Here is a 26,886-nt window from a genome sequence, read left to right as displayed (position 1 = left end):
CGCTCGCGCGGCCGGGGACCCGGCGGGCCCTACGGCTGGAGCAGCTCGACCTTCACGTCGGCGGGGAAACCCGTCGTGGGGCCGACCCGGCGGGCGAACTCGGCGACGGCGGCCAGCTGCGGGGCGCCGAAGCTGAAGTCGAGGGTGGTGAAGTACTCGGCCAGGGTCTCCTCGTCGAAGGCCTCCCAGCGCGCGGCCTGTTCGGCGACCTTGGCGACCTCTTCCAGGGAGAGGTCGCGGGAGTCGAGGAAGGCCTCGTGGACCCGGTGGGTGATGAACGGCTCGCGCTCCAGGTAGTCCCGGCGGGCCGCCCACACCGCGAAGACGAACGGCAGGCCCGTCCACTCCTTCCACAGCGCGCCGAGGTCGTGCACCTCCAGGCCGTAGCGGGGGCCGTCGAGGAGGTTGGCGCGCAGCGCGGCGTCGCCGATGAGGACGGCGGCCTCGGCCTCCTGCATCATCAGGCTCAGGTCGGGCGGGCACGTGTAGTACTCGGGCTCGACGCCGTACCGCTCCGCGAGCAGCAGCTGCGCGAGCCGGACGGAGGTGCGCGAGGTCGAGCCGAGGGCGACGCGGGCGCCGTCCAGCCGGTCCAGCGGGACCTGGGAGACGATCACGCAGGACATCACCGGGCCGTCGCAGCCGACGGCGATGTCGGGGAAGGCGACCAGTTGGTCGGCGTGCTTGAGGAACTCGACCAGGGTGACGGGGCCGATGTCGAGGTCGCCGCGCACGAGGCGTTCGCTGAGCTTCTCCGGCGTGTCCTTCGTCAGGTCGAAGTCGAGGAGCGTGCCGGTTCTCGCGAGCCCCCAGTAGAGGGGCAGGCAGTTCAGGAACTGGATGTGGCCGACGCGCGGCCGGGTGCGAGAATTGTCCACATCGCGACACTAGACCCCGTGCGTCACGGTGCCGGGACCGGCCCCACCGCCGAACGGCGGACCCCGTGTTCAAACCTCCGGGTGACGTGATCTTGACCTCTATTGCTTTCGGTGGCCCGCGTGCTAGGCTCGCCGCAAGTTGCAGTTTGGTTTCCCTTGCAGTACAGAGCCTGCGGAGCATGTGACCGCGGGCTCTCGTCGTATTCAGACGAATGCAGTTGTGCAGCACCGTTTCGCACGTGCAGGTTCTGGAGCAGGGCAACCCTTTTGAGCCCAGGGAGGGCTTATGGCTACCGGAACCGTGAAGTGGTTCAACGCCGAAAAGGGCTTTGGCTTCATCGCCCAGGAGGGCGGCGGCCCCGACGTCTTCGTCCACTACTCCGCGATCAACGCGCAGGGTTTCCGTTCGCTGGAGGAGAACCAGGCGGTCTCCTTCGACGTGACGCAGGGCCCGAAGGGTCCGCAGGCGGAGAACGTCACCCCCGTCTGATCGCTCCCTGATCGCAGAACCTGAGTGCAGTACCCAAGGAGCCCCGCGCCTTCCGGCAACGGGGCTCCTGCCTTTTCCCGTTCATTCCCGGTTCACCTTCGTCGCGGTCAGCCCTCGGGACGCGCGGCCTGGATTTCCGGGCTTTCCGGCGCGAATCACCTAAAGCGTAGTTTCCTCGTACTGATCAGTTGAGCCCATGCATCTGTCCGATTGACGATCACGGATGCGATGTAGGACCGGATCGAGCGGCTGATGGCAGCCGATCCCTCTCCCGGACGGACGGCAGTGGGCCGACCACGTCGCACGATCGAGGCCATAACGTGGAGGTACCGCACCAACTCGCTCTGCCGGGACACCCCGACGACTCGGCTCGCGCCGGACCACTCGGAAGAGGCTGATCAGGTGGGCGTCGACGGCACGTGGGGAGAGGATTCTGGCGGTCGCCCTCGCGGCAGTGGATGCCGTCGATGACATCGGCTGGACGGTCAAGGCATCGAGAGGGGAAACGGGGCATGCGCGCACTCGCACAAGCACGGCCGCTCAAGCTCACTGTCGCGGCGGCCTTGCTCGGCATGGTCACCGTGTCCTGCGGCAGCGGTGGCAGCACCAGGCCGGAGTCACCCGCGTCCCGTACCACCGCCGAGCGTGGCTACGAAGCGGCGTACGACGCCCTACGAGCGAGATCCAATGTCAGGGACCGGCGGCGGCCTCGAGGAGCAACTCGCTGAGCTCGCCGGGCATGGTGATCATGCAGTCGTGGCCGGTCGGCAGTTCCCACACCCGCGCCGGAGAACCGTTGGGCTGTACCGCGGGGACGGGCGGCAGGGTGAAGCCTTCCGCGTTCCCGCCGTCACAGCGGATGTGCGTGTGCGGGATCGCGTGCGCGGCCGGGTTGTCCAGCCGGACCGGTTGCTGGAGGCAGCGCACCGGATGGTCCGAGAGCACCGTGCGCAGCCACGCGATGTCTGACGGGTCGGTGACTCCGAACAGGCCGAGCGGGGGCGGCTGTTCCGGGGGCGGCGGAATGCGCCACGGGCTTCCGGACTCCGCGGCCAGGTCGATCAGGCCCTGCAATGCGGGCAGGGCGTCGACCGCGGTCTCGCCGTCCTCCGGGACCATCGAGTCGACGTACACCAACTGCGCGATCCTGTCCGGGACCTGATTGGCCGCGGACGAGATGACCGCCCCCGCGTAACTGTGCCCTACGAGCACCACGTCGGTGAGGTCCGCTTCGTCGATCAGCCGGACGACGTCGTCGACGTGCGTGTCGAGCCCTACGTCAGGGCTGAGCAGATGCGCCTTGTCGCCGTAGCCGGTCAGCGACGGAGCGAGCACACGATGTCCGGCCGACTCCAGCAGCGGAACCACTCGCTCCCAAGAGCGTCCACTGTGCCAAGCACCGTGTACCAGCAGGAATATCGACATGACAGGAATGCTCTTCTTTCTCGAGGTGTCGAGGCATCGAGATGCGCGGAAGAACAGCGGTCACCATTCGCACCTCGGTACTCTTCGGGAACCGCAATCATCATGGTGTGCCCCGCACGGCCCGGGCAATAAGGCACATTTCGGTGCCATGGTTCCCTGGAGGTAACGATGACCGCGACGGACAGTGAGCCGCAGCCCGTGCGGCAGGACGCGAGTCGGCTCCGCGCCGTCCTCGGCATGGTCGGGGACAAGTGGTCGCTTCTCGTCGTGTGCCACCTCAGAGAAGGGCCGCGGCGCTTCTCCGAACTCAAGCGCACCGTCGACGGGATCAGTCAGCGCATGCTCACCGTCACCCTGCGCCATCTGGAACGGGACGGCATCCTGACCCGCACGATCCACAACGTCATGCCGCCTCATGTCAGCTACGAGCTCACCCCGATGGGCAGCACGCTGTGCCAAGCCGCCTTGCCCCTCCTGGAGTGGAGTGCCGAGCACCTGGCGCTCATCGACCACGCGCGCGCGGAATACGACAATCGCGCCGGCACCCCGCCCGCCGGGTCCATCGGCGATCACACCTGATTCCAGGTGGCAAAACCAAGGGGAACGATGCCCAAGGGGGGTGTGTCAGTGGGTCCCGCTACGGTCCCTCCCCATGACCGGTACCGACTTCCTCACCGCCACCCGCACCTTCTACGACACCATCGCCGAGGACTACGCCGGGCACTTCGCCGACCCGCTCGCCGACAGGCCGCTGGAACGGGCCCTGCTCGGCGCGTTCGCCGAACAGGTCGGCCCCGGCGGCACGGTCGCCGACCTCGGCTGTGGTCCCGGCGCGGTCACCGCCCACCTCGCCGGTCTCGGCCTGTCCGTCCACGGCGTGGACCTGTCCGCGTCCATGATCGCCATCGCCCGCCGCGATTTCCCGGGGCTGCGGTTCGAGCAGGGCTCCATGCTGGACCTCGACCTGGCCGACGGCACGCTGGCCGGAGCCGTCTCCTGGTACTCCAGCATCCACACCCCGGACGACCGACTCCCCGCGCTCCTGGCCGAGTTCTACCGCGTCCTCGCACCCGGCGGCCGGCTCCTCCTTGCCTTCCAGGCCGGCGAGGCACCGCTCCGCCTCGACCGCCCGTGGGGCCGGCCCGTCGTACTGGACTTCCTCCGGCGCCGACCCGACCGGATGGCCGAGCTGCTCGCCGACGCGGGCCTCACCGTCCGCTCCACCACCGTCCGCGAACGGGAGGAGTCGTACGGCGAGTCAGCCCCGCAGGCGTTCCTGCTCGCCCAGAAGAAAGGCTGACCACGCGCCGGGTGTGACGGTGACGTGGGGGGCGGCGGGGCGCTTCGAGTCACGGATGTGGATGGCGGTGGGGTGGACAGCGATCTCCAGGCATTCGCCGCCTTCACCGCTGCTGTAGGTCGACTTGCGCCAGCTGTAGGCAAGTTCGAGGCATTCGCCGCCCTCGCCGCCGCTGTGGCTGGACTTGAACCAGGCAAGTTCCTCGGTGCTCATCTCTCTCCCAGCAGTTTCTCGATCAGGGCCAGGGACTCTGTCGGGGTGAGTGCCATCGCGCGCATGATCCCATAGCGATCGACGATCTTGCGGACTTCCTCCGGGTCGGCGATCAGTCTCGGGTATCCCTGGACCTCCACGTAAGCGACCTGCGCCCTCTTCTTGGGCGTCAGCAGGTTGAACGGGCCATCCATGTTGGGGTGTTCCATCTGCCTGGACGGCATCACCTGAATCTCCACGTTGCGTGTGCTTCCGATCCGGAGCAAGCGCTGAAGCTGCTTCTCATGGACCTTGGGGCCACCAATGGGCCGGTGGAGCACCACCTCCTCCAGGACGTAGCTGCACATCGGCAGCGGCCACTGCTCAAGGATCTGCTGACGGGCCAATCGGTCGGCTACTCGCTTCTGGATGGTGTCATCGTCAAGCAGGGGACGTCGGCGAGAGAACACAGCCCGCGCATAGTCCTCGGTTTGCAACAGGCCTGGCACGCCCTGGTTGGCGTAGAAGTGCAGCTCGACGGACACCGCTTCCAGCTCGGCGTAGCTGCGGTACCACTCCGGATGCCTTGTCCGTGCCTTCGCCATCGCCTCCTGGACGTCAGGGATGACCGCCGTAAAGAGGCCGTTGGCTTGAAGGATCTCGTCCGCCCTCTGCAAGAACTCCGGCCTCGGTGTCCGCACCCCTCTCTCCATGGCCGAGATCTGGTCGGGGCCGAAGTTCACCAGGCTGCCGAACTCCCTTTGGCTGAGGCCCGCCCGCTCCCTCATCAGCCGTAACTGCTTGCCCAGTACGACGAACACCGCAGTCGCCCCGTTCTCCTCCGCGGGTGTCTCCGGCCTCCGCTCCTGTTCTTCCAACGCGCCACCTCCGACGAGCCGTACACCAACAAGCCGCACCCGTACGACTACGCACAGTCGCCGGGTCTCCCCTGGTCAGCGTAGAGAGAACCGGACACGCTCGGTGATGTGAACGCAGAAATCTCCACCCCCACAACCGAACTCGCGCAACGGCTCAGCTCGACCCCCCGAGGGGCCCGGCTCGCGCGGCGGTTGACCGGTGGTCAGCTCGCCGCCTGGGGATATCCGTACGACGGCGACCTGAACCACACCGCCCAGCTCGTCGTGGCCGAGCTCGCCGCCAACGCCGTCACCCACGGTCGCGTCCCCGGACGGGACTTCGAGCTGCGGCTGAAACTGCTGCCCGAGCGGCACACCCTGCGTATCGAGGTGAGCGACACCCGGGGCGACCGCACCCTGCGGTTCCTGGACGGGGGCCTGCTGGACGAGTCCGGGCGGGGCCTGGTCGTCGTACAGGTCCTGGCGGCGCTCTGGGGCGTCACGGAGCGGGAGGTGGGCAAGACGGTCTGGGTGGAGCTGGCGCTCAGCGCGCGTACAGCCCCTCCACCTCGGCCGCGAAGTCGGACAGGACCCGGTCCCGGCGGAGTTTCATCGACGGGGTGAGGTGGCCCGCCTCCTCGGTGAAGTCCACCGGCAGGACGGCGAAGCGGCGGATGGACTCGGGACGGGAGACCATGCGGTTGGCCTCGTCGACCGCCCGCTGGAGGACCTCGGTCAACTCCGGGTCTCCGATCAGGAGTTCCGGGGGCACCGGGTGTTTGCCGATCATCTGGCGCCAGTGCGTGATGCCGTCCGGGTCGAGGGTGATCAGGGCGGCCACGTACGGGCGGGCGTCGCCGACCAGCATCACCTGGGAGATCAGCGGGTGCTGGCGCAGCCAGTCCTCCAGCGGGGCCGGGGCCACCGACTTGCCGCCCGCGGTGATGAGGAGTTCCTTCTTGCGGCCGGTGATGGTGAGGTAGCCCTCGTCGTCCAGCTCGCCGATGTCGCCCGTGGGCAGCCAGCCGTCGCGGGTCGCGGGGACCACGCCGCCCGCCTGCGGGTCCCAGTAGCCGCGCAGCACGTGGTCGCCGGCGAGGAGGATCTCCCCGTCGGCCGCGATCCGCACCCGGGTGCCGGGCAGCGGCCAGCCGACCGTGCCCATACGGGGCTTGAGGGGCGGGGTGACCGTGGACGCGCCGGTGGTCTCCGTCAGGCCGTACCCCTCGAAGATCTGGATGCCGGCGCCCGCGTAGAAGGCGGCCAGGCGGCGGCCGAGCGGGGAGCCGCCGCAGATGGCGTACCGGACGCGGCCTCCCATCGCGGCGCGGATACGGCGGTAGACGAGCGGGTCGTAGAAGGTGCGTTGCGTCTTCAGGGCGCGGCTCGGGCCGCCGCCGGTGCCGGTCTGGCGGGCCTCCAGCGCCTCCCCGTAGCGCCGGGCCACGTCCGCCGCCCGGTCGAACACCGCCGCCCGGCCGCCGGCCTCCGACTTGGCGCGCGCCGAGTTGTAGATCTTCTCCAGCATGTACGGGATCGTCAGCAGGCATGTGGGCCGGAACGCGGCCAGGTCCGGGAGCAGATCCTGCGGGGCCAGACTGGGGGCGTGGCCGAGGCGGACGCGGGCGCGGACGCAGGCGACGGCCACCATCCGGCCGAAGACGTGCGACATGGGCAGGAAGAGCAGGACCGAGGGCTCCTCGCCCGGGGACTTGAAGACCGGGTGGAGGAGTTCGATCGCGTTGTCGACCTCGGCGAGGAAGTTGCCGTGCGACAGGGCGCAGCCCTTGGGGCGGCCGGTCGTGCCCGAGGTGTAGATCAGCGTGGCGAGCGTGTCGGGGCCGAGCATGCCCCGGCGCACGGCCACCTCCCCGTCCGGCACCGGCTCGCCCGTCCCGGCGAGCCGGGCCACGTCGCCGCGGTCCATCACCCACACGTGGCGCAGGTCGGGCAGGTGCGGGCGTTCGGGGCCGATGGCGGCGGCCTGCGCGGCGGTCTCCGTGACCAGGGCGACCGCGCCGGAGTCGTGCAGGATCCAGCGGGTCTGGAAGACGGAGGAGGTGGGGTACACCGGGACCGTGACCAGACCGGCCGCCCAGGCGGCGAAGTCCAGCAGGGTCCAGTCGTAGGTCGTCCGGGCCATGACCGCGATCCGGTCGCCCGGCAGGAGACCCTGGGCGATCAGGCCTCGGGCGACCGCCTGCACCTCGGCGGCGAACCGGGCCGCCGTCACGTCCGTCCAGCCGCCGCCGGGCTGTCTGCGGCTGAGGACGGTCGCGTCCGGGGCCGCTTCCGCGTTGTCGTACGGCAGGTCGGCGAGGGAGCCGTGGGTGACCGGGGGCGCGAACGGGGGGACGTACGCCTCGCGTACGGCGCCGTCCAGCCGGCGTATCTCCGGTGCGACGAGGACCGGTCGGCCGTCGTAGTCGACGGCGTTGACAGGGGTGCCGGGGGTGCCGGAGGAGGCGGAGGCGTGCGGATACGGCGTGGACACGGGCGGCTCCTCTGGCATGCGTGCACCTGCGGTCGGCCCGGCAGCAGGGCGTTACCGCTGGTTAGGCAGGTGATCGTACGGGCCTGCTGTGAGGGGGTTGTGCGGGTCCGGGGAGAATCCGGGGCCGGGAATGTGCAGCCTCGGGGGTTATGTGAGAGGCGTTCAGCTTCGGGCACGCACGACCGGGAGAGCAGGTGGCCCCGCTTGCCTTACCTCCGGTAACCTTACTCCCGAGTAAGCCTCAGGACCGAGACGGAGCCCGCTGGAGGCCTGTTGAGCGCCGTCACCCTCACCACCGCCCCCGCACTCGGCCCGCTGCTCGCCCGCGGCGCCCTGCGCTCCCCCTTCAAGCGCCCCGCCGCCGACGCGGCCTTCCCGCGCACCCGGCTCGTCCTGCCCGGCCTGCGTGTGGACCTGGTCAGGCTGACCGCGTACGAGCGGGTCTGCGGCTTCCCCACCGGCGAGCCCGACCTCCCGGTCACCTACCCGCACGTCCTCGGCTTCCCGCTGGCCATGCGGCTGATGAGCGGCCGGGACTTTCCGCTGCCGCTGCTGGGGCTGGTCCACACCTCGATCGAGATCGTCCGCACCGGTGCGCTGCCGGCCGGCGGGGAGTACGAACTCGCCGTGTGGATCCAGGGGCTGGCCGCGCACCGGCGTGGCACCGAGGCGACCGTGGTGACCGCGCTGCGGTCCGGCGGGGCCCTGCTCTGGGAGTCCCGCAGCACGTATCTCGCCCGGCATCCGGTCCGGCCGGGTCTCCCCCGCGGTGCCGCTCACCCGGCTTCCCTCCCCGAGGGCGGGGCGCTTCCCGTCCTCGCCGAGTGGCGGCTCGCCGGGGATGTGGGACGGCGGTACGGTGCCGCGTCCGGTGACCGCAACCCCATCCACCTCCACCCCCTCACCGCCCGGCTCTTCGGCTTCCCGCGCGCCATCGCCCACGGCATGTGGGCCGCCGCGCGGTGCCTGGCCGCCCACGGCACGCCCGACGCGGCCGTCGTCCGGGTCCGCTTCCGGGCGCCGGTTCCGCTGCCGGGCACGGTGAGCTACGGCGCCGACGGCACCGGCCGGTTCGCGCTCCGGGCTCCGGGCGGCAAACCCCACCTCACCGGCGAGGTCCAGCCCCTCCCCTGACCCGCGGGGGGCCACCCCACCATCGCCGGGCGCGGCAACGTCGGGGCCGTTCGCGCAGTTCCCCGCGCCCCTGAGGCACGCCGCACCTGGCCGGCGAGGGCCGGTCCTGCCCCGACAGTCGGGTGGCACCCCACCATCGCCGGCCGCGGGCACGCGGTGCCCATTCGCGCAGTTCCCCGCGCCCCCAAAACCCGCTGCACCCAACCCACCCAAGGGGCGCGGGGAACTGCGCGACCTGCCACGACGCACCCGCACCCGAAGAACACCCCGTGCCCCGCCAGGACCAACCCGCGCCCCTGAGACACACCGCACCCAACCCACCCAAGGGGCGCGGGGAACTGCGCGACCTGCCACGACGCACCCGCACCCGAGGAACGACCGTTGCCAGCCCCCCAGGGGCGCGGGGAACTGCGCGACCAGCCACAACGCACCCGCACCCGCCCCCGCCCCCGCCCCCGCCCCCGAAGAACGACGGGTCGTTTCTAGGAGTCGGCCGGGGGCGGAGCCCATGGGTGGCCCTGCATCAGGTTGGCCAGGCCCGCCCAGGCGAAGTTCATCAGGGTCGCCGCCGACTGTCGCGCGCTCACCCCGGGCGTCGCGTTCGCCCACGCGGCGAGCGACTCCGCCGCGCCGACCAGCGCCTCCGCGATCCCGGCCACCTCCCGCTCGGGCAGGTCGGGATCCCGGTGCGCCTCCCGCGCCGCGACCACGACCAGCCGGGTCACGAACGCGACGATCTCCGCGCGCATCGCGGCGACCTCGGCCGCGAAGGGCTCACCGTGCGTGCGGGCCTGGAGGTGCAGCACGGACCAGCCGTCGGGATGCTCGGCGGTGTGCGCGAAGAACGCCCGCAGCCCGTCCCAGAGCTGCCGGTCGGCGGGCAGGTCCGGCCGGACCCCCGCGCGGACGGCCGCGGTGAGCGCGGCGGCCTCACGGCGGATGCAGGCGGTGAAGAGGCATTCCTTCGAGGTCAGGTACAGATAGACCAACGGCTTGGACACGCCCGCGAGTTCGGCGATCTCGTCCATCGAGGCGGCCATGTACCCGCGTTGCCCGAAGATCCGTACGGCCGCGTCGAGCATCTGCTGCTCCCGCACCGCCCTCGGCATCCGTTTGGTCTTGACGCCACCCATGGGGGCAAGACTAGTTGGGCGCGGCTGCCCCGCCCTGTGCCCGGGACGCGTCGTCGGCCAGATCCTCCTGGCTGCGGTTGGCGTCCAGGTTGGCCTTCATCCGGTCGACCTTGTGCACGATCTGCACCGAGGCCCGCTCGCGCTCCTTGCGCAGCACGACCCAGCTGACCGGCGCGGAGACGACGAGGGCGAGCAGCAGGACCCAGAGGACGTTGGAGTCGCCGAAGCCGCGGGGGAAGATGCCCGAGTAGACGGCTCCCCAGACGACCAGGAGGCAGCCCGCGAAGATACCGAGGCGCATCAGCGTGTAGCGGAGCATCTCAATCCACTCGTCCGATTCCAAAAGGGTCAGCGTCCAGTGAAGCACGCGCGGCGGGCGGCGACGCAGGGGGGTCGGTGTCACCCGAGCGGCAGCAGCATGACGATGTCGTCCCGGTCGTCGCCGGGCGCGACCCGGATGGCGTCGGGTACGCGGCCGACCTCCTTGTAGCCGCAGGAGGCGTAGAACCGTTCCAGGCCCAGCCCGCCCCGGCAGGTCAGCCGTACCGCCTCGATGCCCTCCATGCCCCGGGCCGCGTCCGCGGCGGCGGCCAGCAGGTCGCGGCCGTGGCCCCGGCCCTGGTGCCGGGGGTGGACCATCACCGTGTACAGCCACAGCCAGTGGGTCATCAGCCGGTGCGTGTTGCGGGTGAGGAAGGCGGTCGCGGCGACCTCGCCGGCCTCGTCGTGGCCGACGAGCAGCCGGGTGTGACCCTCGGCCATCTGCACGAGGTGGCGTACCAGCTCGGGCCGTACCTCCTCGCGGGTCACCGGGGCGACGAAGCCGACGGCTCCGCCCGCGTTCGTGACGTCCGTCCACAGGCCGAGGATGCCGTCACGGAGGGCGGGGGTGACCGGGGGATCCAGCGTGAAGGTAAGGGGCATGAGGCAATCGTAGCCATTACTTGAGGGGGCCGAGGGTGCTCACCGCGACTTTCAGGTCGGCCACCAGGCCCTCGTACGCCCGCTCCCGGTCGTCCGCGCGCAGCACGGCCGACGGATGCACGGTCGGCACCAGCCGCTCCGGCCGGCCGTGGATCTCCTCCTCCAGCACGGTCCCGCGCACCTGGTTCACCCGGAACGACGACCCCAGCAGCGCCTTGCCGGCCGTGGCGCCCAGCACCACGATCAGCTCCGGCTCCACCAGCGCCAGCTCGGCCGCCAGCCAGGGCCCGCACGCCGTCGCCTCCCGCAGACTCGGGGCCTTGTGGATGCGGCGCTTGCGGGGCTCGGCCCGCGTGAACTTGAAGTGCTTGACCGCGTTGGTGACGTAGGCCTGCGCCGGGTCGAGACCGGCCTCGGCCAGGGCCCGGTCCAGGAGCTTGCCGGCGGGACCCACGAACGGCTTGCCCTGGCGGTCCTCCTGGTCACCGGGCTGTTCGCCCACGAGCATCAGGCGGGCGGGCGCCGGTCCCGTGCCGAACACCGTCTGCGTGGCCGCCCGGTGCAGGGGGCAGCCCCGGCAGCCGGCCGCGGCCTCGCGGAGGGCGGCGAGAGTGCCGCCCTCCGGCACGAAGGGCTCCGCCGTGTACGCGTCTTCCGGGGCTCGGGTGCCGGCCATGCGGCCCGGGTACCCGCCACGGGGGCGGGGACCCGTACCGCGGGGGTCAGACCCGCATCGGCTGGGGGGACTCGCGGCGCGCCGGGTCCGGGCCCTCGTACTCGCGGATGATCTCGTAGCGGGTGTTGCGCTCCACCGGGCGGAAGCCCGCGTCCCGGATCAGGTCCAGGAGGTCCTCGCGGGTCAGCTTGTTCGGCGTGCCGTAGTTGTCCGCGTCGTGCGTGATCTTGTACTCGACGACCGAGCCGTCCATGTCGTCGGCGCCGTGCTGGAGGGCGAGCTGCGCGGTCTGCACGCCGTGCATGACCCAGAACACCTTCACGTGCGGGACGTTGTCGAAGAGCAGCCGGGAGACCGCGAACGTCTTCAGGGCCTCCGCGCCCGTCGCCATCCGGGTGCGGGCCTGGAGGGTGTTCCTGACCTTGCCGTCCCGCACGTCCACGAAGTCGTGCTGGTAGCGCAGCGGGATGAAGACCTGGAAGCCGCCGGTCTCGTCCTGGAGCTCACGCAGGCGCAGCACGTGGTCGACGCGGTGGCGGGGCTCCTCGATGTGGCCGTACAGCATGGTGCACGGGGTCTTCAGACCCTTCTCGTGCGCCAGGCGGTGGATGCGGGACCAGTCCTCCCAGTGGGTGCGGTGGTCCACGATGTGCTGCCGGACCTCCCAGTCGAAGATCTCGGCGCCGCCGCCGGTGAGGGACTCCAGGCCCGCGTCGATCAGCTCGTCGAGGATCTCCGACGCCGACAGCCCGGAGATCGTCTCGAAGTGGTGGATCTCGGTGGCCGTGAACGCCTTCAGCGAGACGTGCGGAAGGGCCGCCTTCAGCTCCCGCAGCGACCGCGGGTAGTACCGCCACGGCAGGTTGGGGTGCAGGCCGTTGACGATGTGCAGCTCGGTGAGGTTCTCCGACTCCATCGACCTGGCCAGCCGGACGGCCTCCTCGATGCGCATCGTGTACGCGTCCTTCTCGCCCGGCTTGCGCTGGAACGAGCAGTAGGCGCAGGACGCCGTGCACACGTTGGTCATGTTCAGGTGCCGGTTGACGTTGAAGTGCACCACGTCACCGTTCTTGCGGGTCCGCACCTCGTGCGCGAGCCCGCCCAGCCAGGCCAGGTCGTCCGACTCGTACAGCGCGATGCCGTCCTCGCGGGTCAGCCGCTCCCCGGAACGGACCTTCTCCTCCAGCTCGCGCTTGAGTCCGACGTCCATGCCCACACCTTTCTCCGACAACCCGGCCACGGTATCCCTAGACCTCTTCCGGAAGCTCGCCGACCCGGTTCTCCCACTTCGTGGAGAGCACGATGGTGGTGCGGGTACGGGACACGCCCCTGGTGCCGCTCAGCCGCCGGATCGTCTTCTCCAGACCGTCCACGTCCGGGGAGCGCACCTTGAGCATGAAGGAGTCGTCACCGGCGATGAACCAGCAGTCCTCGATCTCCGGCAGGTCGCGCAGCCGCTGCGCGACGTCCTCGTGGTCGGCGGCGTCCGACAGCGAGATGCCGATCAGGGCGGTCACGCCGAGACCCAGCGAGGCCGAGTCCACCGTCGCGCGGTAACCGGTGATGACACCGGCCGCCTCCAGCCGGTTGATGCGGTCGGTGACGCTGGGGCCCGACAGGCCCACGAGGCGGCCCAGCTCCGCGTAGGAGGCCCGGCCGTTCTCCCGCAGAGCCTGGATGAGCTGCCTGTCCACCGCGTCCATGCGATCGAAGCCTTCCGGTGAATGTTCCTGAAGTGATGAGAGGTACGTACGTACTGCTACTTGTCCGCCGTGCCGCCGCCCAGCCCGCCCTGCCAGCGCCGGTACAGGCCGTGTCCCACTCCCGCCGCGTCCAGCACCCGGCCGGCGACGAAGTCCACCAGGTCCTGGATGTGGGTGGCGCCCGCGTAGAAGGCGGGCGAGGCCGGGACGACCACGGCACCGGCGTCGTCCAGGGCCACCAGGTGCCGCAGCGTCTGCCCGTTCAGCGGGGTCTCCCGTACGGCCACGACGAGCGTCCGGCGCTCCTTCAGCGTGACGCTCGCCGCGCGCTGGAGCAGGTCCTTGGACAGCCCGAGCGCCACACCCGCCACACAGGCGGTGGAGGCGGGCACGATGAGCATCCCCTTCGCCGGGTACGAACCCGAGGACGGGCCGGCGGCGAGATCACCCGCGTTCCAGTACCGCACCCCGCTGACGTCCACGTCGAAGGTCTGGGGCTTGCCGTCGGCGCCCCGCGCCAGCCAGGCGCGCAGGTCGTCCCGCCAGTGCGCGTCCCGGAACGAGATCCCCGTCTCGTCCAGCAGCGTCAGCCGCGAGGCCCGGCTGACCACCAGGTCCACCGCTTCCCCCGCCGCCAGCAGCGCGCGCAGCACGGCCGCCGCGTACGGCGTCCCCGAAGCTCCGGACACCCCCACGATCCAAGGCACGCGCTGCGTTTCTCCTGCGTTCACACCTTGAGCGTACCGGCGGACGCGAAGGGGCTCAGGACCGGTGGTCGCCAGGCCCCTCAGACGGTGAGTCCACGCACCAGCAGATCCAGCAGCGCGCACACGAACAGGGCAATGCCGATGAAGCCGTTGACCGAGAAGAACGCCCGGTTCAGCCGGGACAGGTCGTGGGGGCGCACGATGCGGTGCTCGTAGACGAACGCGGCGGCGACGATCAGCAGGCCCAGCCAGAAGAAGGCACCGGCGTGGGTGGCGACGCCATACCAGGCGAACAGGGCCGTCGTCACCGTGTGGCAGGCGCGCGCGCCCCAGATCGCGGCCGGGACGCCGAAGCGGGCCGGCACCGACCGGACGCCGATCTCACGGTCGGTCTCGACGTCCTGGCAGGCGTAGATCAGGTCGAAGCCGCCGATCCAGATGCCCACGGCGAGACCGAGGACGACCGCGTCCCAGGACCACTTGCCGGAGACGGCCAGCCAGCCGCCGATGGGGCCCATGGCCTGGGCGAGGCCCAGGACGGCCTGCGGGAAGTCGGTGAACCGCTTGCCGTAGGGGTAGACCACCATCGGGATCACCGCGACCGGCGCCAGGGCCAGGCAGAGCGGGTTGAGCAGGGCCGCCGCGCCGAGGAAGACCACCAGGGCGATCAGGGCGCCCGTCCAGGCGTGCTTCACCGACATGGCGCCGGTCACCAGCTCGCGGTGGGCGGTGCGCGGGTTACGGGCGTCGATCTCCCGGTCGATGATCCGGTTGACGGCCATGGCGAAGGTGCGCAGGCCGACCATGCAGACCGTGACCAGGAGCAGGCGGACCCAGTGGATGTTCCTGTCCCACGCGTACATCGCCGTCAGGGTGGCGATGTAGGCGAAGGGCAGCGCGAAGACCGAGTGCTCGATCATCACCAGGCGCAGGAACGCCTTGGTGCGTCCCGGCCGGGGCATGGCGGCGGACACCGACGTCACAGTCCGTACTCCTTCCAGCGACGGTCCACCAGGGCCGCCGTTCCCGGGTCCGACAGGACCATCTCCGGCCACCCGCCGTCACGGGTGTAGCCCTCCTCCGGCCACTTCCGCGTGGCGTCGATGCCCGCCTTGCCGCCCCAGAACTGCTGGTAGGAGGCGTGGTCGAGATGGTCGACGGGGCCTTCGACGACCGTGAGGTCACGGCCGTAGTCCGTGTTGCCGAGCGCCCGCCAGGCGACCTCGTGCAGGTCGTGGACGTCGCAGTCGGCGTCCACGACCACGATCAGCTTGGTGAGGGACATCATGTGCGCCCCCCAGACGGCGTGCATCACCTTCTGCGCGTGCTTGGGGTACTTCTTGTCGATCGAGACGATCGCGCAGTTGTGGAAGCCGCCGGCCTCCGGCAGGTGGTAGTCCACGATGTCCGGGACGATGATCTTCAGCAGGGGCAGGAAGAAGCGTTCCGTGGCCCGGCCGAGCGGTCCGTCCTCGGTCGGGGGGCGGCCGACGACGATCGACTGGAGCAGGGGGCGCCTGCGCATCGTCACCGTGTCGATCGTCAGCGCCGGGAAGGGCTCCTGCGGGGTGTAGAAACCGGTGTGGTCGCCGAACGGGCCCTCGGGCCGCATCTCACCGGGCTCCAGCCACCCTTCCAGGACCACCTCGGCCTGCGCCGGCACCTGGAGCGGGACCGTCTTGCAGTCGACCATCTCGATCCGCTTGCCGGCGAGGAACCCGGCGAACAGGTACTCGTCGATGTCGCCGGGGAGCGGGGCGGTCGAGGCGTAGGTGACGGCCGGGGGGCAGCCGAAGGCGATGGCCACCGGGAGGCGCTCGCCCCGGCGGGCCGCCACCTGGTAGTGGTTGCGGCTGTCCTTGTGGATCTGCCAGTGCATGCCGATGGTGCGCTTGTCGTGGCGCTGGAGGCGGTAGAGCCCGAGGTTGCGGATCCCCGTCTCCGGGTCCTTGGTGTGCGTCAGGCCCAGGTTGAAGAAGGACCCGCCGTCCTCGGGCCAGGTGAACAGCGCCGGCAGCCGGTCGAGGTCGACGTCGTCACCGTGCAGGACGACCTCCTGCACCGGGGCCTCCTTCACCTTCTTCGGCGGCACATGCGCCATCGCGCCGAGCTTGCCGAACGCCTCGCGCACCCCGACGAAGCCGTGCGGCAGTTCCGGCCGCAGCAGGCCGCCGATCCGCTCGGAGATCTCGGCGTACGACGTGAGGCCCAGCGCCTTCAGCAGGCGGCGGTCGGTGCCGTACACGTTCATGGCGAGAGGCATGTCCGAACCGCGCACGTTCTCGAAGAGCAGCGCCGGGCCGCCGGACTTCTGCACCCGGTCGACGATCTCCCCGACTTCCAGATGAGGATCGACCTCGGCCTTGATGCGCCTGAGGTCCCCCTCGCGCTCCAGTGCCCGCAGCAGGGAGCGAAGATCGTCGTAAGCCATGTGTCCCAGTATCGGCCACCCGCTACTCTGGCCGGGTCACCAGGGTCGTCTCACGGTGTGGGGAGTACGCGCGGCCATGCTCAGGTATCTGCCGTTCCTGCTGGTACTCACCCTGTGGATCTACGCCTTCGTGGACTGTCTGAACACCCCCGACGACGAGGTCCGCCACCTGCCGAAGGCGGCCTGGCTGGTCATCGTCCTGCTGTTCGGGGAGGTGCTGGTCGGACCGGTCGCCTGGCTGCTCACCGGCCGGGTGCGACCGGGTTCCGCCGGCGGCCCGGCCCCGGCACGCCACGGCGACACCGCCGCGCGCTGGGTCGCCCCGGACGACAACCCCGAGTTCCTCAAGTCCCTGGACGAACGGGGTAAATTGGACAAGGACGACGATCCCCGGCACGACTAGCGGAAGACGGCGTCGGCCGGGCGGACCCGCCGCGCCGGTCACCGTCGGTTATTCACTTCCGCGTTCGGCCTGCCACCCGTTCCGTTGAAATGAACCCGACGGGCATGTCCCGGCCGCGTCCCACGGCATTGCCTTGCAGGGGAGCCCGCACCCAGGGGTCCCTTTGCGATGGGAGACGCGTGCGAATCACTGACATCCAGCGCTGCGAGGTCCGGCCGGGACGGCTCGTCGAGTGGACGCTGAGCCCGGCGACCGTCGAGGCGGCGACGGCACTCCCGGACGACTCCCGGCCGCCCGCCTACATCCAGGAGTCACACATCAGAACGGCCAAGTGCGTACGGGACGACGGGCTGTTCGTGCCGACCTGGCTCGGCACCGCCTTCGACCTGCCGGGCCCGGTCGACCTGGACGTGCTCCAGGAGGCGCTGCGCGCCTGGACCGTGCGGCACGAGACGCTGCGCAGCGGCTTCCGCTGGGCCGGCGGCACGGGCGACGAGCTGCGCCGGTTCACGCTCGACGCGGCCGACGTGACCCTGCGCCGGGAGGTGGTCGGCGACTTCCCCGACCCCGGCCGGCTCGTGCGGCACCTCCAGGACCGCTTCGACAGCGTCGCCGACGCGCTGCGCTGGCCGAACCTCATCTACACGGCGGTCCTGCGGGACGACGGCGCCAGCGTGTACATGGCCTTCGACCACAGCAACGTCGACGCCTACTCCGTGCACCGGATCGCCGCCGAGATCCACGAGCTGTACACGGCCGGCGCCACGGGCACCACCCCCGAGATCCCGGCCCCCGTCGCGAGCTACGTCGACTTCTGCGAGATCGAGCGGGCGGACGCCGACCGGCTCGACGGCGGACACGACATCGTCACACGCTGGCGGGAGTTCATCCGCCGCTGCGACGGAACGCTGCCCGGCTTCCCCGTCGACCTCGGCCTGGACCCGGACGGCCCGCTGCCGCAGCAGCAGATGCTGTGCGAACCGCTGGCGGACGCGGACGACGCGGCGGCGTTCGAGGCGTACTGCCGGCCCTACGGCGGCAGCATGGTCGGGCTGCTGGCCGCGACCGGGCTCATCGTCCACGAGCTGGGCGGGCAGCCGGTGTACCGGACGGTGGTGCCGTTCCACACCCGGGTGAAGTCGCGGTGGAGCGACTCGGTGGGCTGGTACGTGGGCGGCGCCCCCATCGAGGTGCCCGTGAGCCGTACCCGCGGCTTCCCGGAGACCGTGCGGGCGGTGCGGGCCGAACTCCAGGCGAACCGGCCACTGGCCCGGATGCCGCTGGCCCGGGTGCTCGCCCTGCTCGGCACGGACTTCCGGCCGACCTCCCCCGACCTGTACTCGATCGTCTCCTACCTCGACGCGCGCACCATCACGGGCGCCGAGCGGTGGGCCGAGCAGCGGGCGCACGCACTGCTGCGGGTGTCGTACGGGGACCAGGTGTGCGTGTGGGTGAACCGGCTGCACGAGGGGCTGTGGCTGGCGAGCCGCTACCCGGACACGGACATCGCGGCCAAGAACATGCGGCTGTACGTCGAGCGGCTGCGGGACCGGATCGCCTCGGTGGCCCACGGACGCCTCCCGGCGGTTTCGTGACCCAACGGTCACCACCGGCCCTGGTGTGGATCAACTATCCCTTTCTACACTGGTGTTGAGGGGGAGATGCGGTGCACAGAAGGTTGCACGGGCGCGGGGCGCTGTTCGATGTCGATCCGGCCGGCCTCGCGCCGCGGCTCGTGGGCCTGCGCCCGCACCAGCACCGCGGCCATCCCTACGAGCACCCGGACGAACCGCCGTTCGTGGTGCTCACCGGGGCGCGCGGGCTCGGCAAGAGCGCGGTCCTCGCCGAGCTGCGGGACGCCTACCGGGGGCACACGCCGGTCGCGCTGGCCGACTGCGCGGAGGCCCAGTTCGCGGCGCCGCCCGCGGACCGGCCCGCCGCGTCCTGGTCGCCGCTCGCGCAGGCGCTGCTGGTGATCGCCGAGCAGCTCGCGGCGCCGGTGACGGGCGCCGGCCGGATCACGTTCCCGCGGCTGATGCCGGGCCTGGTCGCGGTGGCCGCGGGCGGCTGGGGCGACGCCGACTCCGAGCGGATCCGCCGGGAGGTCGAGCGGATCCTGCTGCTGAACGAGAGCGGCACGTGGATCAGCGGGCTGGCCGGGCGCTGGGCCGGGAAGGTGGCGGCCAAGGTGGTCGCCGCGGCCACCGGCACCGGGCCGCTGGTGTCGGGCGCCATCGAGGCGACCCTGGAGTCCGTCGCCGAGGGGTTCACCAGCCGCCGGCAGCAGAAGGCGTCGACCTGGTACCGGACGTATCCGAACGCGGGCGGCAACGCCCAGCGCGGCCTGATGCTGCTGTCCGGGCACTTCCGGGACGGCGGCGGCTCGCGGGAGCACGCCGAGCGGTATCTGGTGCGGGCGCTGCTGGCCGACCTGACGGAGGCGTACGCGGGGATGCTGCCGCGGATGCAGCGGCTGGGCCGGCCGCTGGTGCTGCTGGACAACGCGCAGTCGGCGCCGGGCCCCGGGCTGGTGGCGGCCGTGCTGCGGGACCGTACCGAGGGCATCAGGGACCGGGTGGCGTTCGTCGCGGCCCGGCGCGGCGAGGGGCGCGAGGAACTGCCGGGCGCGGCGCGGCGGGAGCTGGCGGAGGCGGCCCGGCGCTGCGACTGGACGCCGGGCGCGGCCCCCTCCTCGCGGGCACTGCTGCTCGCGCTGGGTCCGCTGAGCCAGGACGACACCCTGCACATCGTCGGCGCGGTCCGTGCCGACCTCACCGTCCCGCCGCAGCTGCCGCCCGCCGTGCACCGGCTGACCGGCGGGAACCCGCTGGGCATCAGGCTGCTCGCCGAGTCCGCCGCGCAGGCCCTGCCCGGCGTGAACTCGCTGGGCGGGCTCCTCACGGCCGGCCTGCGGCCCGCCGAGGACCGGCCCGCCGTACCCGCCTACGAGGCGCTGCTGGACCGGCTGGTGCCGGCCGAGCACCTGGACGAGCTGACCGTGCTGGCCGCCGCCCACGACCACGGCTCGGCCTGCGCGCTGGCCGCGGCGCTGCTGCCGGACACCTTCGGACCGGCGAGGGTACGGGCGCTCCAGACGCTGCTCGTCGAGGAGGGGCTGCCCGCCGTGCCGGCCCGCTTCGTCGGCGACCCGTTCGTGCGCACCCTGCTGCTGCTCCGGCTGCACCTGCGCGACGCCGACCACGCGTCCTGGCGTACCGCCCACGAGACGCTGGCCGCCCACTACCCCGGCCCCGAGCACGCCCGGTACCGGCTGCACCACGAACTCGCCCTCGGGGACACCGGGCCGGCGGTCGCCCACCTGCGCGACACCTTCGCCACCGCCGACCCCCGGGCCTGGCTGCGCACCCTGCGCTTCATCGCGTCCGCGCCCTACTTCCACGCGCACGACGCCGAGGGCCGCGACTTCACCGGACGTGACGACCGGCGGGCCGCGGTCGCGCTCGGCCGCACGGACGCCGGGCACAGCGTGCCGGAGGGCGCGGACGCCGTACTGCACCTGCGGATACGGCGGCTGCTGCACGCCGTGTGGCTGCTGGCGGACCCGCTGGTCCTGCCCGACCCGCGGGTGTGCGACCGGCTCCGCTTCGAGCTGGAGCAGCTGTCCAACCTGCGGCCGGCGGGCAACGCGCTGCTGTGGCGGGTCTCCCGGGACTGGCCGGCGGCGGCGCTGGCCGGGCGCCCGCTGGACGGCCCCGGCCCCGTGCCCGGCCCAGAGGGCCCGGAGGACGCCGACGGCGCGGACGACCCCGACGGCGCGGACGACCCGGACACCGCGGACGACGGCGCGGACCACCGACGCGGGGAGGCGTGATGGCGCGCAGAGGTGTGGGCACGTGGCTGCGGGAGGGCGTGTGGGAGATCCCGCTGCGCCGCTACACGGCCCTGCTGGTGACGCTGGCCCTGCTGGCCGGCCTGGGGTTCGCGGTGCGGGCCCTGCTGCACGAGGACCTGTCCTGCGCGCCCGGGGTGTCCCGGCCGGCCGGCGGTGACGAGTGCGTGGGGGTGGCGACCGGGCCGTACGACTTCGGGCAGCCCCGGCTGCGGGACGTGGTGCGGGCCATCGGCCGGGAGAACGACCGCCTGCGCCCCGGCGGCTATGTGACGGTGGCGCTGATGCTGCCGTACACCTCGACGTCGCCGACCAACCAGAACGACATCCGCCACCAGCTCCAGGGCGCCTACCTGGCGCAGTACCAGGCCAACCACGACGCCAACGGCGAACGCCCGTCGGTCCGGCTGGTCCTCGCCAACCCGGGGGCGACCGGCACGCACTGGCGGCAGACCGTCGACCGGCTGGTCGCGATGACGACGAGCCCGGACCGGCTGCGGGCGGTCGCCGGCATCGGGCAGAGCACCGACCCCAACAAACAGGCCGTCAGGGAGCTCACCCGGCACCACATCCCGGTGATCGGCTCCTCCATCACCGCCGACGACCTCGCCAACGGGCAGCGGGGCGCGGACCCCTTCCCCGGGCTGGCCCGGGTGGCACCGACCAACACCGACGAGGCCCGCGCGCTCGCCTCCTTCGCGAAGGTCAGCGCGGGCAAGGCACTGCTGGTGTACGACCGGCCCGGCGACCCCTACACGCGCACCCTCCAGCAGTCCTTCGCGGCGCTGATCAAGGGCTCGCCGTTCGAGTCGCAGCCGTTCACCCCGCCCGCCGACCGCAGCGAGGAGGGCACGACCGCCAACACGTTCCGGCAGATCACCCACCTGGTGTGCGACACCCCGCGGGAGACGGACACGCTGCTGTTCGCGGGCCGGCACACCCAGCTGCGGCAGTTCATCAACGCCCTGGGCGGGCGCGGCTGCCAGGACCGGAGGTTCACGGTGCTGACCGGCGACGAGGCGTCGTACCTGACCCACGAGAAGGACCTGGACCGCAGCGTGCTGGGACGCAACCTCGCCGTCCGCTACACCTCCCTCGCCCACCCGGACGCCTGGACGAAGGACCCGGCGCGGACGGGCGGCTCGGCGGCCGACTTCGCGGCGCTGCGCAAGCTGCTGACGGCCGCGGACCGCGGGCCGGTGGGCCCGGTCGGCCCGGTCGCCCTGGACGACGGGCAGCTGATCATCGGCTACGACACCCTGCGGCTCGCCGTGCACGGCGTCCGCGAGGCGGTACCGGACGGCCGGACCGTCCCGGCGCTCACGGACGTCGGGTTGCAGTGGCCGCAGGTCAAGGGCTCGCTGCGGGTGGACGGGGCGAGTGGGTGGATCTGCCTGGACACGCACGGCAACCCGTACGACAAGGCGGTGCCGATCGTGGAGCTGACCCCCGCGGGCGGCTCGCGCTTCGTCCGGATCGCCTGGCCGGAGGGGAAGCCGCCGGGGAAGGAGTGCCTGCCGCCGTCGTAGGCGCGCCCGGCCCGGCCGGGGCCGGGAAGGCTACGGCTGCGCGGGGCGGGAAGGCTCCAGATTCTCGATCAGCCGTTCGAAGTGGGCCCGCCAGCCCCGCTCCGACGCCTCCTCGCCCTGGAACTCGTGCGTGAACCGCAGGGCGGTGCCACCCTCCCCGTCCCGCTCCAGATGGAACCGGATCCGGCCACCGCCCCCGACCGTGTACTCCGCGACCCGGTCCACGTCCCACGCGGTGATCTCCCCGCTGCCCAGGTCGCGCAGGGTGACGGCGCCACCGAGCCGGGGTTCGAGCACATCGGCGGGGGTGAGCCAGGCCCCGAGCCCCTCGGGTGTGGCCAGCGCGGCCCAGACGTCCTCCATGCGCCGCGGGAGCCGCACCGTGAAGTGCAGGATGTTCGTGTTCCCGTGGGTCTGGCTGATGCCCTGTGCGATGGAACCGCTCATGACACCAGCCTGCGCCCGGCACCGGGGATGCGCACGCGGTTACGGGGCCGGGGCCGGCCGCGTCACACGCCCGCGTACGAGTGCTTGCCGGTGACGAAGATGTTGACCCCGTAGTAGTTGAACAGCCAGCAGCCGAAGGCGATCATCGCCAGGTAGGCGGCCTTGCGGCCCTTCCAGCCGGCCGTGGCCCGCGCGTGCAGGTAGCAGGCGTAGCCGATCCAGGTGATGAAGGACCAGGTCTCCTTCGGGTCCCAGTTCCAGTACCGGCCCCAGGCGTCGCCCGCCCAGATCGCGCCCGCGATGATCGTGAACGTCCAGAGCGGGAAGACGGCCGCGTTCACCCGGTAGGCGAACTTGTCCAGGGACGCGGAGGCGGGCAGCCGCTCCAGCACCGAGGTCGCGAACCGGCCGGGCCGGCCGCCGCTCTCGAGCTTGCTCTCGTACGAGTCCTTGAACAGGTACAGGATCGTGGCGACCGCGCCGACGTAGAACACCGCGCCGCAGAAGATCGCGGTGGAGACGTGGATGTACAGCCAGTACGAGTGCAGGGCGGGCACCAGCTGGTCGCTGGCCGTGTACAGGACGGTGACCGCGAGGCCCAGGTCGAGCAGGACCGTCGTGATGAGGAACAGGCCGAGCCAGCGCACGTTCTTGCGCAGCGCCAGCAGGGCGAGGTACACGCCGACGGCGACCGTGGAGAAGGTGATGTTGAACTCGTACATGTTGCCCCACGGCGCCCGCTGCACGGAGGCCGCGCGGGCGACGACGCCGACCAGCTCCACGAGGAAGGCCAGCGCGGTGAGCGAGACGGCGATCCGGCCGTACAGGTCGCCCTGCACGTCCCCGCCGTGCGCGCCCGGCCCGTCCGGCACGTCCCGCGCGCCGGAGGCCGAGCGCACGACGACCTTCGGCCGCTCCAGCACGGCGGTCCCGCCGGCCTGCCGCACGGTCACGGCCGGGGCCTGCGCGGCCTGGGCCGGCGCCGTCAGCGCGGCGGCCGTCCGGGCCACCTTGCTGCGGCTGCCCAGCAGCCACTCCGCGATGTACGCGAAGAACGCCAGGGTGTAGACGGCCATCGACGAGTAGACCAGCGTGTTGCTGATACTCGCGAGGTGTTCGTTGGTTGCGGCGGCGAGAGTCACTTCTCAGCCCCTTCGGCAGGTACGACTGGGGATTGTGCGGAGTCGTCGCCGGGGTCGGATGCCCCCGGCGCCTGGTCGTAGAGGACACCGGCGAGGGCGCCCAGCTCCTCGGGCACCTTCGCGGATTCGCTGCGGCCGAGCCCGGCCATCTCCACCACCGTGACGCCGTCGGCGCCGCGCACCGCACGCACCCACACGCGGCGGCGCTGGATGAACAGGGAGGCGGCCAGACCGAAGATCGCGGCGAGGGCACCGCCGAGCGCCCAGCCGCCGCCCGGCTCCTGGACGATCTCGAAGCCGGCCCACTCCTTGACGTCCTTCTCGAAGGTGACCGACCCGGCGCCGTTCGGCAGCTTCATGGTCTGGCCGGGCTTCAGGTTCATCCGGAGCTGCGCGCCCTTGGCGTCCTTGTAGTCCTTCATGTGCGTCTTGTCGAGCTGGTACACGCTCTGCGGGATGCCCGAGTCGACACCGAGGTCGCCGTGGTACGGCTCCAGGTTCAGCACCGGGTTCAGCAGTGCGGGGAACGCCGAGGCGATCTCCATGCCGGCCCCGCCGTAGGTCGGCAGGAAGAAGGCCTTGATGCCGAGCTGCTCCTTGGTGCCCCTGGCGTCGCGGTAGCCGTCCATGACCTTGACGACGCCCTGCGAGGTGACGTTCCCGTCGAGGGGCAGCAGCGGCACGGGGGCGCGGTAGACGACCTCGCCCTTGCTGTCGCGGACGGTGATGACGGGGGCGTAGCCGTGGCTGACGAGGTAGACCTTGGCGTCGTCGATCTTCAGCGGCTCGTTGACCTTGACGGTGGTCGTCCGCTCCTTGCCGTTGACGCCCTCGCTGTAGCGGATCCGCGCCTGGAAGGTCCGCGGAGTGCCGCGGTTGGGGCCGGTCAGCTCGTAGGTGCCCTTGAAGTCCTTCAGGTCGAAACTGAACGGCACGAGGTCGTCGTTGCGGAACAGGCTGCCGGACTTGAAGTCGTCGTACATCGGCAGTGTGTTGGAGAAGCCGTCGCCCTCCACCATCAGCTTGGTGCCGTCGGACTTGAACATCTGGCCCGAGGCGAAGGCGACCAGCAGCACGATCAGCGCGACGTGGAAGACCAGGTTGCCCACCTCGCGCAGATAGCCCTTCTCGGCGGCGACGGCGTCACCGGCGGTGTGGGCGCGGAAGCGGCGCTTCTTCAGCAGGGCGAGCGCGGCCTCGCGGACCTGCTCGGGGCCGGCCTCCGTGCGCCACGTCGTGTAGGCGGGCAGCCGGTCCAGCCGCTTGGGCGCGCCCGGCGGACGGCCCCGCAGCTGCCCGACGAACTGCCAGGTGCGCGGGATGATGCAGCCGACGAGGGAGACGAAGAGCAGGATGTAGATCGCGGAGAACCACACCGAGCTGTAGACGTGGAACAGGCCCAGCTTGTCGTAGACCGGCGCCAGCGTCCGGTGGGCGGCGCGGAAGTCGTCGACCTTGCTCACGTCGGCGCCGGACTGCGGGATCAGCGAGCCGGGGATCGCGCCGAGCGAGAGCAGCAGGAGCAGCAGCAGCGCGACCCGCATGGAGGTCAGCTGCCGCCAGAACCAGCGCACCCAGCCGACGGCCCCGAAGCCGGCCGGGGCGGCCTGCTCCTCCCGCGGCGCGGTGGACAGCTGGGAGCCGGCGGCCCCCAGGTCCTCCTGCTCCGCACTCGTGCCGGTGTCGGTCTTGCTCATCGGTCAGATCCCCACATCGAAGCCGTCGGACCAGGTCTGCATCTGCTGGATCAGACCGCTCCATGCGCCGGTCAGCAGCAGCACACCGGTCAGGATCATCATCGAGCCTCCGATGCGCATCACCCACACATAGTGGCGTTTGACCCAGGCGAAGGCGCCGAGCGCCTTGCGGAAGGCGATCGCGGTGAGCACGAAGGGGACACCGAGGCCGAGGCAGTAGACCAGCATCAGCAGCGAGCCGCGCGCGGCGCTCGACTCCTGGAAGGACAGGGAGTTCACCGCGGAGAGGGTCGGGCCCATGCAGGGCGTCCAGCCGACACCGAAGAGGGCGCCGAGGACGGGCGCGCCCAGCAGGCTGCCGGTCGGCCGCTTGTGGAAGCGGAACTCGCGCATGGTGAACCAGGGCAGCAGCCCCATGAAGAAGACGCCCATGACGATCATGAGGCCGCCGAGCACCTTGGTCAGGGTGCCCTGGTAGTCGATCAGGCTGGCGCCGAAGTAGCCGAAGAGGGCGCCGCTGGAGACGAACACGGCGCTGAAGCCGAGCACGAACAGGGAGGCACCGGCCACCATCCGCCCCCGCCTGGCCTCGGCCAGGTCGGTGCCCGCGACGCCCGTCACATAGGAGAGGTAGCCGGGGACCAGCGGCAGCACGCAGGGCGAGAAGAAGGAGACCAGCCCGGCGAGCAGGGCGATCGGCAGGGAGACCGGCAGGGCGCCGTGCAGGACGGTCTGGTTGCGGCCCGGGCCCGTCTCCGCGGCCAGCGTCAGCAGTGCGCTCACGTCACTTCTCCGCGAGGACCGGCTTGACCATCTTCAGCAGGGTCGTGTCGTCGAGCGGCTCCAGGGCGCGCGCGGCGATCTTGCCGTGCCGGTCGATGATGAGTGTGGAGGGCACGAGCTGCGGGTTGAGCGTGCCCTTCTTGAAGCGGAGCATCAGCCGGCCGGTGGGGTCGTACAGGCTCGGGTACGTGATGCCGCGCGCCTTCTCGAAGGCGAGCGCGGGGATGGTGCTGGCGTCCCGGGTGTTGATGCCGACGAACTGGACACCCTTGCCCTCGTACCGCTTGGAGACCTGGGCGAAGTACTTCGCCTCCTCCCGGCACGGCCCGCACCAGGAACCCCACACATTGAGGACGACGACCTTGCCCTGGTAGTCGGCCACGTCGAGGGTCTTGCCGTCGACGGTCCTGCCGGACAGGTCGGGGATGGCGGCGCGCTTGCCGGACGGGACGGTGTCGATGCCGTTGTTGCCGGTGACGAAGTTGGTGTCGCCGCCGCCACCGGAGATACCGCCCTTACCGCACGCGGACGCGGTCAGGGCCGCGACGGCGGCCACAGCGCTGAGCAGGACGGCGCGGCTACGGGTACTCATGTGAAAAGTTTCGCATGCCTGTTCCGCGCCTCTCGCGCGCCCCCCTGCCGGGCGGAAAACCGCATTTCAGGGCGTATTTACAAGGGACATTTCAGACAA

General features: G+C 71.4%; 28 protein-coding genes. 9 read left to right on the top strand and 19 right to left on the bottom strand.

Going from position 1 to position 26,886, the window contains the following annotated elements; genetic code table 11:
• Positions 1-29: 29 nt before the first annotated feature.
• Positions 30-878 carry a menaquinone biosynthesis protein gene (locus ABZ117_RS24975; RefSeq protein WP_356824005.1) on the bottom strand — a complete coding sequence of 283 codons (849 nt, stop codon included), beginning with the start codon at positions 876-878 and terminating at the stop codon, positions 30-32.
• A 286-nt stretch (positions 879-1,164) separates the two neighbouring features.
• Between ABZ117_RS24975 and ABZ117_RS24970 the strand changes: the two genes are divergently transcribed.
• Positions 1,165-1,368 carry a cold-shock protein gene (locus ABZ117_RS24970; RefSeq protein WP_073499902.1) on the top strand — a complete coding sequence of 68 codons (204 nt, stop codon included), beginning with the start codon at positions 1,165-1,167 and terminating at the stop codon, positions 1,366-1,368.
• 690 nt (positions 1,369-2,058) lie between these two features.
• Here ABZ117_RS24970 and ABZ117_RS24965 read toward each other — a convergent pair.
• The gene (locus ABZ117_RS24965; RefSeq protein ID WP_356824004.1) at positions 2,059-2,793 is read right to left on the bottom strand and encodes an alpha/beta fold hydrolase; all 735 of its coding nucleotides are present in this window, start codon (positions 2,791-2,793) and stop codon (positions 2,059-2,061) included.
• Positions 2,794-2,961: 168 nt separating this feature from the next.
• Here ABZ117_RS24965 and ABZ117_RS24960 point away from each other — a divergent pair, with 168 nt between their 5' ends.
• Positions 2,962-3,372: a helix-turn-helix domain-containing protein gene (locus tag ABZ117_RS24960; protein ID WP_356824003.1), complete on the top strand. Its 411-nt coding sequence runs from the start codon at positions 2,962-2,964 to the stop codon at positions 3,370-3,372.
• A gap of 73 nt (positions 3,373-3,445) precedes the next feature.
• Entirely contained in the window at positions 3,446-4,093 is a 648-nt protein-coding gene (locus ABZ117_RS24955; RefSeq protein ID WP_356824002.1) for a methyltransferase domain-containing protein, read from the top strand.
• Here the strand turns inward: ABZ117_RS24955 and ABZ117_RS24950 are convergent.
• Together ABZ117_RS24950 and ABZ117_RS24945 are read right to left on the bottom strand one after the other, a co-directional pair.
• Positions 4,052-4,306, bottom strand: a complete 255-nt coding sequence (locus ABZ117_RS24950; protein WP_356824001.1) for a DUF397 domain-containing protein — start codon at positions 4,304-4,306, stop codon at positions 4,052-4,054. The two genes, ABZ117_RS24955 and ABZ117_RS24950, sit on opposite strands and share 42 nt — an antisense overlap.
• Positions 4,303-5,163, bottom strand: coding sequence for a helix-turn-helix transcriptional regulator (locus tag ABZ117_RS24945; RefSeq protein WP_356824000.1), 861 nt, complete (start codon positions 5,161-5,163; stop codon positions 4,303-4,305). The genes ABZ117_RS24950 and ABZ117_RS24945 overlap by 4 nt, the downstream gene beginning before the upstream one ends.
• Positions 5,164-5,271: 108 nt before the next feature.
• Here ABZ117_RS24945 and ABZ117_RS24940 point away from each other — a divergent pair, with 108 nt between their 5' ends.
• Entirely contained in the window at positions 5,272-5,766 is a 495-nt protein-coding gene (locus ABZ117_RS24940) for an ATP-binding protein (protein ID WP_356823999.1), read from the top strand.
• On the opposite strand, the gene ABZ117_RS24935 is transcribed toward ABZ117_RS24940, so the two are convergent.
• A complete protein-coding gene (locus tag ABZ117_RS24935; RefSeq protein ID WP_356823998.1) occupies positions 5,687-7,636 on the bottom strand; it encodes an AMP-binding protein in 1,950 nt (649 codons plus the stop codon). The two genes, ABZ117_RS24940 and ABZ117_RS24935, sit on opposite strands and share 80 nt — an antisense overlap.
• Before the next feature lie 270 nt (positions 7,637-7,906).
• Between ABZ117_RS24935 and ABZ117_RS24930 the strand changes: the two genes are divergently transcribed.
• The gene (locus tag ABZ117_RS24930) at positions 7,907-8,770 is read left to right on the top strand and encodes a MaoC/PaaZ C-terminal domain-containing protein (protein WP_356824066.1); all 864 of its coding nucleotides are present in this window, start codon (positions 7,907-7,909) and stop codon (positions 8,768-8,770) included.
• 482 nt (positions 8,771-9,252) lie between these two features.
• Here the strand turns inward: ABZ117_RS24930 and ABZ117_RS24925 are convergent, their stop codons facing one another.
• The 9 genes from ABZ117_RS24925 to ABZ117_RS24885 form a co-directional block, all read right to left on the bottom strand.
• Positions 9,253-9,903 carry a TetR/AcrR family transcriptional regulator gene (locus tag ABZ117_RS24925; RefSeq protein ID WP_356823997.1) on the bottom strand — a complete coding sequence of 217 codons (651 nt, stop codon included), beginning with the start codon at positions 9,901-9,903 and terminating at the stop codon, positions 9,253-9,255.
• A 10-nt stretch (positions 9,904-9,913) separates the two neighbouring features.
• A complete protein-coding gene (locus ABZ117_RS24920) occupies positions 9,914-10,222 on the bottom strand; it encodes a DUF4229 domain-containing protein (protein ID WP_356823996.1) in 309 nt (102 codons plus the stop codon).
• Positions 10,223-10,302: 80 nt separating this feature from the next.
• Positions 10,303-10,827, bottom strand: a complete 525-nt coding sequence (locus ABZ117_RS24915) for a GNAT family N-acetyltransferase (protein WP_356823995.1) — start codon at positions 10,825-10,827, stop codon at positions 10,303-10,305.
• A 16-nt stretch (positions 10,828-10,843) separates the two neighbouring features.
• Positions 10,844-11,503: a UdgX family uracil-DNA binding protein gene (locus tag ABZ117_RS24910; RefSeq protein ID WP_356823994.1), complete on the bottom strand. Its 660-nt coding sequence runs from the start codon at positions 11,501-11,503 to the stop codon at positions 10,844-10,846.
• A gap of 46 nt (positions 11,504-11,549) precedes the next feature.
• Positions 11,550-12,713, bottom strand: a complete 1,164-nt coding sequence (gene mqnE / locus ABZ117_RS24905; RefSeq protein WP_356823993.1) for an aminofutalosine synthase MqnE — start codon at positions 12,711-12,713, stop codon at positions 11,550-11,552.
• Between the two features lie 37 nt (positions 12,714-12,750).
• Entirely contained in the window at positions 12,751-13,206 is a 456-nt protein-coding gene (locus ABZ117_RS24900; RefSeq protein ID WP_356823992.1) for an Lrp/AsnC family transcriptional regulator, read from the bottom strand.
• 56 nt (positions 13,207-13,262) lie between these two features.
• Complete coding sequence (locus tag ABZ117_RS24895) at positions 13,263-13,913, bottom strand: UbiX family flavin prenyltransferase (protein WP_356823991.1); 651 nt, start codon at positions 13,911-13,913, stop codon at positions 13,263-13,265.
• An 80-nt stretch (positions 13,914-13,993) separates the two neighbouring features.
• Complete coding sequence (gene mqnP / locus ABZ117_RS24890) at positions 13,994-14,896, bottom strand: menaquinone biosynthesis prenyltransferase MqnP (protein WP_356823990.1); 903 nt, start codon at positions 14,894-14,896, stop codon at positions 13,994-13,996.
• Positions 14,893-16,344: a menaquinone biosynthesis decarboxylase gene (locus tag ABZ117_RS24885; protein ID WP_356823989.1), complete on the bottom strand. Its 1,452-nt coding sequence runs from the start codon at positions 16,342-16,344 to the stop codon at positions 14,893-14,895. Before ABZ117_RS24885 ends, mqnP begins: the two co-directional genes overlap by 4 nt.
• 76 nt (positions 16,345-16,420) lie before the next feature.
• On the opposite strand from ABZ117_RS24885, the gene ABZ117_RS24880 reads away from it, so the two are divergent.
• The 4 genes from ABZ117_RS24880 (at position 16,421) to ABZ117_RS24865 (ending at position 22,126) form a co-directional block, all read left to right on the top strand.
• Positions 16,421-16,747: a PLD nuclease N-terminal domain-containing protein gene (locus tag ABZ117_RS24880; protein WP_356823988.1), complete on the top strand. Its 327-nt coding sequence runs from the start codon at positions 16,421-16,423 to the stop codon at positions 16,745-16,747.
• Positions 16,748-16,926: 179 nt separating this feature from the next.
• Positions 16,927-18,342, top strand: a complete 1,416-nt coding sequence (locus tag ABZ117_RS24875; protein WP_356823987.1) for a condensation domain-containing protein — start codon at positions 16,927-16,929, stop codon at positions 18,340-18,342.
• A 71-nt stretch (positions 18,343-18,413) separates the two neighbouring features.
• Complete coding sequence (locus ABZ117_RS24870) at positions 18,414-20,579, top strand: hypothetical protein (RefSeq protein ID WP_356823986.1); 2,166 nt, start codon at positions 18,414-18,416, stop codon at positions 20,577-20,579.
• Positions 20,579-22,126 (top strand): hypothetical protein, encoded by a 1,548-nt coding sequence (locus ABZ117_RS24865; protein ID WP_356823985.1) that lies wholly within the window; start codon positions 20,579-20,581, stop codon positions 22,124-22,126. Before ABZ117_RS24870 ends, ABZ117_RS24865 begins: the two co-directional genes overlap by 1 nt.
• A gap of 30 nt (positions 22,127-22,156) precedes the next feature.
• Here the strand turns inward: ABZ117_RS24865 and ABZ117_RS24860 are convergent, their stop codons facing one another.
• The 5 genes from ABZ117_RS24860 to ABZ117_RS24840 form a co-directional block, all read right to left on the bottom strand.
• Entirely contained in the window at positions 22,157-22,573 is a 417-nt protein-coding gene (locus tag ABZ117_RS24860; RefSeq protein ID WP_356823984.1) for an SRPBCC domain-containing protein, read from the bottom strand.
• Positions 22,574-22,635: 62 nt separating this feature from the next.
• Positions 22,636-23,715 (bottom strand): c-type cytochrome biogenesis protein CcsB, encoded by a 1,080-nt coding sequence (gene ccsB / locus ABZ117_RS24855; protein ID WP_356823983.1) that lies wholly within the window; start codon positions 23,713-23,715, stop codon positions 22,636-22,638.
• Entirely contained in the window at positions 23,712-25,412 is a 1,701-nt protein-coding gene (locus ABZ117_RS24850) for a cytochrome c biogenesis protein ResB (protein WP_356823982.1), read from the bottom strand. Before ABZ117_RS24850 ends, ccsB begins: the two co-directional genes overlap by 4 nt.
• A gap of 3 nt (positions 25,413-25,415) precedes the next feature.
• Complete coding sequence (locus tag ABZ117_RS24845; RefSeq protein WP_356823981.1) at positions 25,416-26,195, bottom strand: cytochrome c biogenesis protein CcdA; 780 nt, start codon at positions 26,193-26,195, stop codon at positions 25,416-25,418.
• Between the two features lies 1 nt (position 26,196).
• The gene (locus tag ABZ117_RS24840) at positions 26,197-26,787 is read right to left on the bottom strand and encodes a TlpA disulfide reductase family protein (RefSeq protein WP_356823980.1); all 591 of its coding nucleotides are present in this window, start codon (positions 26,785-26,787) and stop codon (positions 26,197-26,199) included.
• Positions 26,788-26,886: the final 99 nt, after the last annotated feature.

The sequence above is a fragment of the Streptomyces sp. NPDC006309 genome (assembly GCF_040613095.1).
In the GTDB taxonomy this organism is placed as follows: Bacteria; Actinomycetota; Actinomycetes; order Streptomycetales; family Streptomycetaceae; genus Streptomyces.
This window is presented reverse-complemented; position numbering and strand designations above follow the sequence as displayed.